The 12,742-nt window shown below is 43.1% G+C and carries 13 protein-coding genes; 11 read left to right on the top strand and 2 right to left on the bottom strand.

What is annotated here, in order from left to right; translation table 11 throughout:
• Positions 1–165: 165 nt before the first annotated feature.
• On the top strand, positions 166–1,467 hold the full coding sequence (locus NV379_RS10520; protein WP_258207270.1) for a glycoside hydrolase family 1 protein: 1,302 nt from the start codon (positions 166–168) through the stop codon (positions 1,465–1,467).
• 236 nt (positions 1,468–1,703) lie between these two features.
• Here NV379_RS10520 and NV379_RS10515 read toward each other — a convergent pair whose 3' ends face one another.
• Both NV379_RS10515 and NV379_RS10510 read right to left on the bottom strand, forming a co-directional pair.
• Positions 1,704–2,429: a DUF6081 family protein gene (locus tag NV379_RS10515; RefSeq protein WP_258207269.1), complete on the bottom strand. Its 726-nt coding sequence runs from the start codon at positions 2,427–2,429 to the stop codon at positions 1,704–1,706.
• A gap of 208 nt (positions 2,430–2,637) precedes the next feature.
• The gene (locus tag NV379_RS10510) at positions 2,638–3,558 is read right to left on the bottom strand and encodes a prenyltransferase (RefSeq protein WP_258207268.1); all 921 of its coding nucleotides are present in this window, start codon (positions 3,556–3,558) and stop codon (positions 2,638–2,640) included.
• A 472-nt stretch (positions 3,559–4,030) separates the two neighbouring features.
• On the opposite strand from NV379_RS10510, the gene NV379_RS10505 reads away from it, so the two are divergent.
• From NV379_RS10505 to NV379_RS10460, 10 genes are all read left to right on the top strand, one after another.
• Positions 4,031–4,459 (top strand): GNAT family N-acetyltransferase, encoded by a 429-nt coding sequence (locus tag NV379_RS10505; protein WP_258207267.1) that lies wholly within the window; start codon positions 4,031–4,033, stop codon positions 4,457–4,459.
• Positions 4,460–4,586: 127 nt separating this feature from the next.
• Positions 4,587–5,171 (top strand): DUF402 domain-containing protein, encoded by a 585-nt coding sequence (locus tag NV379_RS10500; RefSeq protein ID WP_258207266.1) that lies wholly within the window; start codon positions 4,587–4,589, stop codon positions 5,169–5,171.
• A gap of 6 nt (positions 5,172–5,177) precedes the next feature.
• Complete coding sequence (queG, locus tag NV379_RS10495; RefSeq protein WP_258207265.1) at positions 5,178–6,368, top strand: tRNA epoxyqueuosine(34) reductase QueG; 1,191 nt, start codon at positions 5,178–5,180, stop codon at positions 6,366–6,368.
• A 5-nt stretch (positions 6,369–6,373) separates the two neighbouring features.
• Positions 6,374–6,907 carry a methylated-DNA--[protein]-cysteine S-methyltransferase gene (locus NV379_RS10490; RefSeq protein ID WP_258207264.1) on the top strand — a complete coding sequence of 178 codons (534 nt, stop codon included), beginning with the start codon at positions 6,374–6,376 and terminating at the stop codon, positions 6,905–6,907.
• Positions 6,908–6,985: 78 nt separating this feature from the next.
• A complete protein-coding gene (locus tag NV379_RS10485) occupies positions 6,986–7,489 on the top strand; it encodes a hypothetical protein (RefSeq protein WP_258207263.1) in 504 nt (167 codons plus the stop codon).
• Positions 7,490–7,525: 36 nt separating this feature from the next.
• Positions 7,526–9,037 carry an FAD-dependent oxidoreductase gene (locus tag NV379_RS10480; protein ID WP_258207262.1) on the top strand — a complete coding sequence of 504 codons (1,512 nt, stop codon included), beginning with the start codon at positions 7,526–7,528 and terminating at the stop codon, positions 9,035–9,037.
• 59 nt (positions 9,038–9,096) lie between these two features.
• Positions 9,097–10,128, top strand: a complete 1,032-nt coding sequence (locus tag NV379_RS10475; protein WP_258207261.1) for an HD-GYP domain-containing protein — start codon at positions 9,097–9,099, stop codon at positions 10,126–10,128.
• 259 nt (positions 10,129–10,387) lie between these two features.
• On the top strand, positions 10,388–10,594 hold the full coding sequence (locus NV379_RS10470; protein WP_258207260.1) for a YneF family protein: 207 nt from the start codon (positions 10,388–10,390) through the stop codon (positions 10,592–10,594).
• An 86-nt stretch (positions 10,595–10,680) separates the two neighbouring features.
• Positions 10,681–11,271 (top strand): GTP cyclohydrolase I FolE, encoded by a 591-nt coding sequence (gene folE, locus NV379_RS10465; RefSeq protein WP_258207259.1) that lies wholly within the window; start codon positions 10,681–10,683, stop codon positions 11,269–11,271.
• A 420-nt stretch (positions 11,272–11,691) separates the two neighbouring features.
• Positions 11,692–12,732, top strand: coding sequence for a putative 2-aminoethylphosphonate ABC transporter ATP-binding protein (locus NV379_RS10460; RefSeq protein WP_258207258.1), 1,041 nt, complete (start codon positions 11,692–11,694; stop codon positions 12,730–12,732).
• Positions 12,733–12,742: the final 10 nt, after the last annotated feature.

The following is a 12,742-nucleotide window of genomic DNA, read 5'->3' as shown; positions in this document are numbered from 1 at the left end:
AACATAACCATCCATCCCGAAGATCGAGTAATTGATTTTCGGGATTTTTATTATGCACGAAACATATGCATCTTGTAAGCCCTTAGAAGTGGGACATGACCTCTGCAATATTTACACGTATTCATCAAGCGTTGCCAGCAGGTGGACAAGGAAAGGGGGATAGGCATGAATAAGTACTGGCAGTTACCACAGGATTTATTACTTGGAACGGCGACAGCTTCGCTTCAGATAGAGGGTGGGGATCGGAACAACAATTGGTATCGGTTCTGTGAGGAAGGTCGAATAAAGGATGGTACACATTGCATAATTGCAGCGGATCACTGGAATCGGGTTGAGGAAGATATTGCGCTCATGAAAGAGATGCATCAAGATACGTATCGGATGAGCCTGGAATGGAGTCGAATTGAGCAAGAAGCGGGTGTGTTTAACGAAGAAGCTTTGGAACATTATCACGACGAGTTATCGAAATTAGTTGCAGCAGGTATACGACCATGCGTGACGCTGCATCATTTTTCCCATCCATTATGGTTAGAAAATGCCGGTGGTTGGATTGATCAGCGTGTAGTGGCTAGCTTTGTGCGTTATACAGCCAAAGTCATTCAAGTGTTTGGGGGACTTGTCTCAGATTGGGTAACGATTAATGAGCCTAGCGTCTATTTATATGAAGGATATATTGAAGTCAATGCGCCTCCTGCGAAGTCTAACATCGTGTCCTATATGAAAGGTGCAAGGAATATGATAGCCGCGCATATAGAGGCGTATAAGACTATTCACCAAATTCGTCAATCAATGGGATACACCGACACGCGTGTTGGAGTAGCGAACCATATTAGAGTGTTTGATCCGATAAGTACAGACATAAGGGATCGGATGGCAAGCGGTATATTGGATCATGTATTTCATCGTATTTTTCTAGAAGGCATGATAAAAGGAAATTTCTTATTTCCTATAGGACTTGGAGGTTACCCTTATGGACAAGGGACATTCTGTGATTTTCTAGGTATCAATTATTATTCCAGAGACCGTGTTGCTTTCACATGGAATCCAGCTAACGCGTTCGGCAAGTTGACTGTCGAGCAAGGTGCGCCTACGAGTGAAATGGGGTGGGAGATTTACCCCGAAGGGTTGTATCTGGTATGTGCGAGATTGTATGCCAAGTATCCGATGCCGATCTTTATTACGGAGAATGGCATCTGTGATGCGACAGATGAGAAGCGATCTCAATTTCTTATTGATCATCTGAAGCAAGTGATTCGACTCAGGGAAGAAGGTATTTCCGTCGAGCGGTATTACCATTGGTCTCTAATCGATAACTTCGAGTGGGCAGAGGGACTTAGCAGGAGATTCGGACTCATTCATGTCGATTACGAAACGCTACAGCGTACGATTCGTCCAAGTGGTAGATTGTACGCGCAGATTTGTAAGGATCGGCTTGTGCCGGGTGAGGCAGAGTTTGTGAGTAAGTAGTAATCATGTTGAAATAAAAAAGGGCTAGCCAACATTCATTGGCTAGCCCTTTTTCTACAAAATAGAGTGTGTTAAAAAAGTGAACGAAAAGAAATGAGTGTATTGTAGGAGCGCAGCGTTCGCCTTTGAAATCATAAAAAATACCATTAAATAAATTCAAATTTCATGATTGAGACAGCGACCGGAAGCACCCTCATTTCTTGCAGTGACCTGCTTTTGAACACAATCTAATCCCATTACTTATAAGTCACCGTAATCGGCGTCCATTCTGCTGCGACTGTTTGACCATGCAGGGAAGTGCTGCCCTCAGGTGAAATGTCTTTTTCTGTCATAATACCAAGTGCAATCTTGAAGCCGTTGAATTTGATCGGTACACGCTGCTCACGGCGAACTTCTTCACCATTTACATAGAATACAATCTCGTCCGTACCGCGGTTGTACGTAATACGGTACGTATTAAATTCTCGCTGTTTGAAGTTCGTATCTTCTTTAAAAATGCAGAAATGACGCGTCGTATCAATCTCTGGAACGGTAACACCTGGGAAAGGCAGAATCGCGTACACACTTGCGTACGTGTCATTACTGACAAAGAAATCAAGCGCTGCACCCGTAGAGAAGTCCATCAAGTTCAAGGATACGAAGCCATCGTATAAGTCGTTCGGTGCAGTACCTTGCGTGCGTGCACGAATTTGCAGTTCAAAGCTAATTTCCTGATCGTCTTCAACAGGGAAGTTCTCAACCGAATAATACATATGCTTCGCATTATCTAAGAACTGAATCTTATCATTAGAACGACTAAGTGGCGCGCGCACGTATAGAATGCCATTGCGTACGATAACCGTCGCATTCGGTTCACGGAACGTCCAGAACGAACCATCAGGAAGCGGGAAGCCACCCATTTGCCATACTTGTCCTTCATTTAGAATCGTATCAAAGTTACCAACTGTAAATTGCTTTTCCATATGAATAATCTCCCTTCAAGTTGTTGATTTGTCATGAATAAAATTGTTCATAAAGTCGAACGAAGAAAAAAAGAATCAACTGGAGGAGCGTAGCGTTCGCCTTTGAAATCGTGAAAATACCATAAAATATAATCAAATTTCACGATTGAGACAGCGACCGGAAGTGATTCTTTTTTTCGTAGTGAGCAGACTTTCTGAACAATTTTTGCTAACCTATGAATCGCTGAATCAACAACGCCGCAATCATCACAAGTCCACTGCGAAGCGTTAGTTTAAGTGATGCACCCATTAGCGGCCCATATGCATGTGCTGGGTTCTGTGCACCTAATTTACGATAGATCGCCCAGATCGGATACACGAACACAAGAGCTAGCAGCACATAGATTGGGAATGCTTCCATCCATACTGCTGTTAGTAAGGATAGAATCGCTAGAATAAGAATGAAACGAGAGAATGCAAGAGCACGTTCTTCACCAAGTACAACGACTAATGTTCGTTTACCAGCTTCCTCATCCGCTTGCCAGTGTAAGAAATGATGATTGAACAATATTAATGTCGTTAATAATCCAATAGGTAGGGAGACTAGCAATGCCTTCATATCATAAGTGCCGGTCTGCACATAGTAACTACCGAGCACAGGTAGAATTCCAAAAGATACAAGAATTGAAACTTCACTAAATCCTTTGCCGCGATAAGCAAGACGTAGCGGAGGAGCAACATAGAAATAAGCGATCAGCGCACCGAGAATCCCATACACCCATACCATCGGCCCACGCATCACAGCGAGTAACGCCCCACAGACGACAGTTAAGAGCAGCATCCCCCATGTCCATCTAGCAAATTGTTTCTCCGGGACCAACTCTCCTGTTAATAGACCCGAATGGGTACGTAGCGTGTCTTGCGTTACGGCTTGTACTTTATCTGCACCGCTGCGATAATCCCATAGGTCATTGACCATATTGGAGAACAGATGGAGACTTACCGCACCAAGTAGTGTGAGCAGGAACCAACCGATGGAGAAAGTTTGTTCCCAAGTCACCGCTCCGACAGCTCCTATAACAACAGGAAGCACCATCACAGGCGCAACTTGAAAGCGGGTTGCTTTCATAAAAATGTCCCATTTGGTCATGCGATTTCCTCCTATGTCTGACTTACAAAAATATGAAAAACTTAGAAACACGGAGTTAGCCCGGTCCCTAAGTTTCAGTTATGTTTCGATCATATCAAATATACAGAAGATTAGCTATAACGATATTATGGAATTAAATAGTTTAGTAGATAAGCATTTAATCTATTGAAAAAGAGAGGTTCAGAGTTTTGTGAATTCCCTTCTGATATTTCAGTCATTTGATCCAATAAAAATTTACAAATACTAGTACTTTAGCCTTATATTTTAATGAAAACGCTTGATATTAAGCGCTTTCACGAGAAAAACGGAGAATTTTGACGATAATCGTGTTTTCGTTTAAAATAATAGCAGGATTTCGTAAAATCTTGTCGTAATTGTTAATCTTTTATACTGTACTGTTTGTCGTACTGATCGACTTCCATTGCTTTGACGGTAGCCGATTGAAAAATACCAAAAAGTGGGAGCGAGTACAATGCTGATTCGTGATTTTAAACTCTCTGATTATGGTCTGATTTCTGCACTACTAGAAGATACGCTTAGCGAAGAATGTTTTGTAGAGACAATGCAAGCTTTAGGAAGACAATTATCATGGGATAGCGAATTAATTTTGGTAGCAGAATTAAACGGTGAGGTTGTAGGTATGATTATTGGAACGATTGATAACAATAAGGGATACTTTTACCGAATTGCTGTGATCAAAGAACATCAAGGTAAGGGCATCGGAATGTCGATGGTTAACGCGCTTAAACAGCGCTTTGAACTTAGACAAGTGCAGAAGGTTATGATCAGCATTGATCGTCATAATGAGATTGCAATTCCGACTTATTTATCAGCAGGTTATCAAGAATCTGATTTTGCAAGATCACCAGAACGTCTTAGTATCGTGAAGAATGTAATGTAATCATCGATCGATTATTTTAACTTTTATAGTCATATCGTTTCTCTTGTGTATCTTGGGAAAAGATATGATTTTTTATTTGTATCGGGTACAATTATAAGAAAAACCTCTAACAATAAAAGTAGTAATCATGAAGGTGAAAGGGGCTGTCGGAATCATGCATGCATTTACTTCTTGTATCATTAAAAGTTATAAACACGACGGTCACTTGCACCGGATGTGGGCCCAGAATTGGATGGTACCGAAGGAATTGTTGCATGCTGATCATGCTGCACAATCGATGACAGTCACCATTAATGAATATACAAAAATTATCGAAGCAGACGGCAAAGAGTGGACAAGCCGCATACCAGGTGTCACATTTTTTATACCGAATGAATGGTTTAATATTGTTGCACTGCTCGTAGATGAAGGCGTTCGTTACTATTGTAACATCGCTTCGCCACCCGAAATTAACGACCATTTGGTCACTTATATTGATTATGATTTAGATGTTACGGTTTCACCTAGCGGCTATGTCCAAGTGGTAGATCAAGATGAGTATGATCTTCACAAGCAGCAGTATCAGTACACTCCTGAAGTGGAGACCAAGGTAAAGCAAGGCTTAGATGCCCTATTGGAGCGAATTAAGCTGCATACTGTGCCTTTTGGAGAAGAGCAAATAATGAATTACTATCATGCATGGAAAGGAAGTATGCCTGATCGGCAGAGGTGAGTAGACTTGCAATGGGATATAGATGAGGCAACGCCTAGAGACTGGAGTAAATTAAAGCAAGAATTGAAGGAAGCAGCCGTGGATCTAGGCATTGATTCAATTGGTTTTACATCTGGCAAGCCGTTCGAAGGCTTAAAGGAGATTTTACAGAATCATCGGGATAAAGGTTTCGAGTCGGGATTCGAAGAATCGGATTTGGATAAAAGAGTAAGGCCAGACCTGAACTTTGAAGGTCCTTTGTCCATTCTTGCAATCGCAGTTGCGTATCCGTCTAAGATGCAAGATCCTCCGCGATCTGAAACGGGTGCCTATCGTGGAATGATAGCGCGAAGTGCATGGGGGATCGATTACCATCACGTATTACGGGACAGGCTAGCGAAGCTTGAGAATTGGCTCAAAGAACGTGTTAGCGGTGTTCGCACATTGAGTATGGTCGATACAGGTGCTTTTGTGGATCGCGCGGTATCTGAGCGTGCTGGCGTAGGTTTTATAGGTAAGAACTGCATGATTATTTCCCCAGAATGGGGTTCATGGGTGTATTTGGGGGAAGTTATAACGAACATTCCATTCCCAGAGGACACGCCGATTACGCAAATGTGCGGAGAATGTACCAAATGCATCGATGCTTGTCCGACTGGTGCATTGGTAGGCCCGGGACAGCTAAATGCAACAAGATGCGTTTCTTTTCTAACCCAAACCAAGGGCGTTATTGAAGATGATGAACTGAAGAAGAAGATTGGCAATCGGTTGTACGGATGTGATACGTGCCAGATCGTATGTCCTTTTAATAAAGGAAAGAACTGGACGCAGAATGAGGAGTTACAACCGGATCCTGAGCTTGTGAAGCCGTTATTGATTCCACTTCTTACGATGGGTAATCGTGAGTTTAAAGAGAAATACGGCATGAGTGCCGCTGCTTGGCGGGGCAAGAAGCCGATTCAGCGTAATGCCATTCTCGGACTGGGTAATTTCAAGGATCGTTCTGCAGTTCCCGTCTTAGGGAAGTTGCTTAAGGACGATCCAAGACCCGATATTCGGGCAACAGCCGCATGGGCACTTGGCAATATCGGCGGTGAAGAAGCACTTGATGTGGTTCGTAAAGCGATCCAGTTCGAACAAGAAAACCTCGTACGCACAGAGCTTGAACGATCTTATGAGAGGTTAATGCAGGCAGTTACAGTGGATGAGGGAGATTGATCGTGATGGATAGGGCGAAAGTTACTAAATTGTACTGGGACGAGATGTTGGACACACCGATTGGACCACTTGCCCTAGCCGCTACAGATGAGGGTCTGTGTTCGCTCTCATTTTCCAATCAAGCGGATGCGGAACCTAAGGTGAAAGCTTGGGCATCTCGTTATGTGGGCGATTATGAATGGGAGCACTCACCTGAGCGTTTACGTCATGTGTTTGAGCAGCTGGAAGCTTATTTTACAGGAGATTTGACCGAATTCAATGTTGAACTGGATTTGCGTGGCACGGATTTTCAGATGCGTGTATGGCAGGCGCTGCGCGGCATTCCTTATGGGTGTATAGCATCATACAAAGACATTGCCATAGCGGTTGGATCACCAAAAGGAGTACGAGCTGTGGGTGGTGCCAATCACAATAATCCGGTTGCACTCATTGTTCCATGCCACCGTGTGATCGGTGCGAATGGCGCAATGGTCGGGTTCGGCGGAGGTTTACCGATTAAAGAATCATTACTTAAGCTTGAAGGCTACTTATTAATTTAACCGAAGCTTTGCACATCATGTTCAGTCATATCCCTATCGAGCGAGGTAGGGGTATTTTTGTGTGGAAGGTGATACTTAATGAGAAAATTGTTTGATATCGGCATGTTCCTAATCGTTGTTGCGGCATTCTTTTTACTAATTCAGCTTGATTATAAGCCTGCTCCGGCATATAGCTATGTGAATCAAGCTGATCTGGATGCTTATATTGAAGAGAAACTTAATGTAAGCACATTTGGTGGGAAGCCGACCGTTGCGGCGTATGATGAGGTTGGTTTTGATCGTAGAGGTGCACAGACCTATCTCTATACTTGGGTATTGAAAAGTCAGTACACGATCGATAAAGACGGTAAGAAGGTAATGGATGGTACAGCGGTGAGCTTACCTGTCGCTTTTTTACTCCATAACGAGAATGGTCGGACAATCGTGAGAGACTATGATTCACCACGTGACGGCAATTTGTATGCAAACGATATGAATTTGATCTTTCCGAAACATATTCAAGCGAAATTGAATTTGAATCAAGAACGAACTGCAGCAAGAACGAACAAACTACAGGTTATCGCACAAGATAAGTTAAGATAAATGGCTGAATCAGAATTTAGAATGGAGAATTAATGAATGAAGAATAGATGGAGTAAGAGAAGTGTAATATTCGTATCGTTGCTATTGGTGTTCGTACTTATGGCATGTGAAAATACAACCAAACCGACGCAGGAAGATCATGCGAACTTACCTACTACTGATGTAGTGATTATCGGTTCCGAGATTGAAGGTGTCTACTTGGCACGAGCTGCCAAGGATGAGGGGCTCTCTGTTACGATTCTTGACCCTCGGGAGCACCTAGGCGGTCAGCTCATTCAAGGGCAAATGCTTTATCTAGACGAGCCATTTGATGATCAAGGGAAGTCGCTCCTGCAAGGGCGCGTGAAGCATCTTTTTGATGAATACAAGAAAGGCACGATTCGTAAGTCGGCAGATTTTCAGAAATACTATGAATCTCTACTCGAAGGCATCCAAGTTGAATCGGGTATTCGTGTGACGGACATCGAGATCGATTCTATTAAATCTCCTAAGCAAGTAAAGTCTATCGCATATGAGACGGTATCAGGAGAGAAGAAGCATATAACGGCTTCATATTTTGTTGAAAATACGGATTTCGCAGCTCTCACAAGTCAGCTAGGCGTGGAACAAATTCCGGGAATTGAAACCTTCTTTGGAAGTAAGAATAAAGAGCACATGGCGGCCACTTATATGATGAAGTTCAAGAACGTGAACTGGGAACAATTTGATAAACAAGTGAATGCACTGAGTAAGGAAAAGCGGGATGAGAAGTATGGTGGTAACACGAATGTAAGTCATACTTTTACTTATGGGTTCGGTAACATTGGACGAAGTTATAAACCGACTAACGAGAAAGTATACTTACGAGGATTGAACACGATCAATATGCTCAATGGTGAAGCAGCGATTAATGCGTTACTTGTCTTCGGTGTAAATCCGAGTGACCCAGCAAGCATTAAGGATAGTGTTGAATTAGGGCAATCGGAATCCGAACATGTTGTGAAACATCTACGTGAAACATTGCCAGGCTGGGAGAAGGCGGAGCTAAATGAGGCGACACCTTATCTGTATATCCGGGATTCGGATCGTTATGAGACGAACTATGTGCTGCAAGCATCTGATCTGATGTCAGGTACAATGCACTGGGATGATGTGAGTATCGCGGGCTATTCAATCGATTTACAAGGTATCCAATCTCAAGTTTGGGGCAAGACAATTGCTAAACCTGATAAATACGGGATGCCGCTACGCTCATTCATGACCAAGGGATACAGCAACGTCATTGTAGCAGGCAAGAATGTAGGTGCATCGGCAATTGCATTCGGTAGTGCGCGGATTCAGCCCAACACTTCACTTGCAGGGGAGACGATCGGTTATATCTTGGGGCAGATTAAGGGCAAGAAGAATCTAGTGGATTTGAAAGAACAGGATTTTGAGAAGCTTACTGATTATATTAGCCAAAAATATAACATTACTCTCAAAGGTGTACCTGCTAATAACAAGATTAAAGATTACACACCTGAACAGATTGAGAAATTGAATATTAAAGGAAGTATTGTAGGGAAATAATCCATATCCATAACATTTACCTTCAAAAAAGCCGACATAATCTCTGGGAGGTTGGTCCTATGAGATATGTGCATATTGACGCTGTAGAGTCAGGACAATATTTAGGAAGAACGATTTTTACTAGCAATGGCGTAGTACTACTGTCTGAAGGCGTACAACTAACGGTGTATATGATTACGACGCTGCGTCGAATTGGCGTAACGATGGTATATATTAAAGATCCGAATTACCAAGACGTTGTGATTGAAGATGTTGTATCCGATGAAACGAAGCAAGTTGTTATGAAACAGATGGGGGATACGTTCGAATCCCTTCGTTCAGGTAAGGAGTTAAATACGCGCACTTTGTCGCAGTCTATTGAACGAATGCTAGATGAGTTGTTGAAGAATAAAGATATTTTGCTCCAGCTAACTGACATTCGTTCCAAAGATAATGAGATGTACGTACATGCACTGAATGTGTGTATGATGTCTACACTAATTGGGATTTCGATGGAACTGAATTCTTTGCAGTTGAAGGAACTTGCCACAGGTGCACTCTTGCATGATGTCGGCAAAGTCGATGGAACTGCAGATGATGAAGCCCAGGATGTAAAGCTTCATCACACGTGGCGTGGTTATGAGTTGTTGAAAAGTAAACGGGAATATTCACTGCTCATCGCACACTGCGCATTCCAGCATCATGAAGCCATCGATGGTACAGGTAAGCCACGTCGCTTAATCGGTGAGGACATTCATCTCTACGCTAAGATTGTTGCCGTTGCAAATGCTTATGATAACTTATTGTTTAATCAAATAGATGGGAAGAACATGCTGCCGCATGAGGCTTGTGAGCATATGATGGGCTGGTCGAATACGATGCTGGATCGGGATGTGTTGATTCATTTCCTTAAGACCGTGTCGATCTATTCAACAGGTTCATCCGTTCGTCTATCCACCAAAGAAACCGGCGTAGTCGTCGGTCAACACCGTGGTTTACCTGGTCGTCCTGTCATCCGTATCGTCAAAAGCGACGGCGGTCGTGATATGGATGTTACCGAAGTCGATCTCTCCAAGCATACTACCGTCTTCGTTGAGGATGTCCTCACATAAGGTGTGTAAAAAAATCTTAACGAAAAAGAACAGGAGCACTGTAGGAGCGGAGCGTTCGACTTTGAAGGAGTGAACATACCATATAATCAATTCAGAGTTCACGATTTCACGGAGACCGAAGTGTTCTTGATCTTTGAAGTGTCCCAAACTTTTTTTACACACCCCACTACGATAAATATTGCTATTTGAGAATGGTAGGATAGCATGGTATGATGTGTTTAAAATTTAACATTATTGTAGCTTTCGGAGGGATTGCGGTATGACTTGGTTATTTATCGTCCTAGCCCTAATTGTAGGACTAGCAGGCGGATTCTTCATCGGCGTATTCTACTTACGTAAACAGATGGAAAAAATGCAGAACGATCCAGAGATGATTCAAAAAATGGCAAAACAAATGGGATACAATCTTAATAAGCAGCAAATGAATAAAATGCAAGGTATGATGAAAAAACAAAAGTTTAAATAAGTAACACAATGATGTGTAGGCATGCGGCAACAAGCAATTGTCTGCACATCATTATGTTTATATGGTTGTTGGGGGAGGAATGGCAGATGCCAGCTAAAGAATACAAGAATGAGTATGTAGGAAATAATCGGGAACAGATCGAATCACATATTCGTGAAATTTTACGTTTAATCGGGGAAAATCCAGACCGTGAAGGCCTACTAGATACACCAGCACGTGTAACTCGCATGTATGAGGAAATTTTTGCAGGGTATAGCGCAGACGTGGAAGACGTACTAGGTGTAACTTTCGACGAACAGCATGAAGAGCTGGTCATTGTTAAAGACATCGTGTACTACAGCCAATGCGAACACCATATGGCACCGTTCTTCGGTAAAATTCATATCGGCTACCTGCCAAGCGGTAAAATCACAGGACTGAGTAAATTTGCGCGTTTAGTTGAAGCCGTAACACGCAGACTGCAAGTTCAAGAGCGTATCACTTCTGAGATCGCGGACATCTTGGAGAAAGTATTAAACCCGCAAGGTGTAATGGTTGTCGTTGAAGGCGAGCACTTGTGCATGTGCGCACGTGGCGTCAAGAAACCAGGCAGCAAAACCATCACTTCCGGCGTACGCGGCCAATTCCGCACAGACTCCAATCTGCGCGCCGAGTTCTTATCTTTAATCAAAGAATAGTGATAATTTCAATAGTTATAAACGTTATTATCAAGCCGAGCAGGTCATCCTGCTCGGCTTTTTTTGTGTGGTTTGACTTAAATTAATTAAATTAAGTTGGTTTAGCGAATGCCGTGAAACTGCTTCATTCGCTCATTCTTTTCTGCCTGCCTCCACCTGGGGAGGAATGTAGAGAGATCGAACGGAGGGGAAGCCTAGTACTGTAGGAGCGGAGCGTTCGACTTTGAAAGAGTGAACATACCATAACATCAATTCAGAGTTCACGATTTCACGGAGACCGAAGTACTAGGCTTCCACGCAGTGAGATGCTCTTCCCACCACACTCAACAATATCTTAATACCAACTTTACCCCCTCTTAACACTTCCTCCCTATATTTTAATTAACGAATTGTTATTTTTTTATAAAGGAGAGGTAAGTGATGACGCAACCCTTTTTATCGATCCAACACATTTCCAAATCATTCGGTTCCTTTACCGCATTAAATCATATTGAGCTTAATATCAACCAAAGTGAATTTGTATGCTTGCTTGGCCCAAGTGGCTGCGGCAAGACGACTTTACTTCGAATTCTGGCAGGACTTGAGATGCCCAATACAGGTCGAATTCATCTTGCAGGTCAAGATATCACAGGTTTACCTCCAGCTAAACGCAACTTCGGGATGGTGTTCCAATCGTATGCGTTATTCCCGAACTTAACGGCTTATGACAACATTGCTTATGGTCTAAAGGGTCGAAAAATGAGCAAAAAAGACGTGGATGCAAAAGTACGCGAAGTACTGGAGCTTGTTGGCTTAGCGCATGTTCACGACCGTTATCCTGCTCAACTATCAGGCGGACAGCAGCAGCGTATTGCCCTTGCACGCGCCCTTGCCTTAGAGCCAGATTTCTTATTGCTTGATGAGCCCTTGTCAGCACTTGATGCGAAGGTACGTCTGAAGCTGCGTCAAGAATTACGTCAATTGCAAGAGAAGATAGGCATCACGACGATTATGGTGACACACGATCAAGAAGAAGCGCTGACACTAGCGGATCGGATTGTTGTGATGAATCATGCCAATATCGTGCAAATCGGCTCTCCGCAAGAGGTATATGAGAAGCCAGCAACTCCGTTCGTAGCTGATTTTATAGGAGCAATTAACTTCTTTCCGGGTACACGCCTACGTGGCAAGGCGCAGGATCAAGGGATGTATGCAGTGCGCCCCGAACATATACGTGTCGTCGAAGCAGGTACGCCTAACAGCGTGAATGCCCTTGTTCGCCATGTCGAATTTAGAGGTCCTTTCAATCGTGTCATGTTGCAAATGCTCAATGAACAAGAAGAGTTAACGGATCATGTGATGACAGTTGATCTGTCCATTCATGTATCACAAGGGCTTGGGCTCTCGAAAAATCAGCAACTATCACTGGAGTTGCCGATGGAGCGTGTATTGGAATTTGAAGCAGAAGCAATGGCGAACTAGCAGGCATTTG

It is taken from the genome of Paenibacillus radicibacter (genome assembly GCF_024721995.1).
GTDB lineage: Bacteria > Bacillota > Bacilli > Paenibacillales > NBRC-103111 > Paenibacillus_AM > Paenibacillus_AM radicibacter.
The sequence above is the reverse complement of the archived record's forward strand: the minus strand, read 5'-3'. Positions and strand labels throughout refer to the sequence as shown.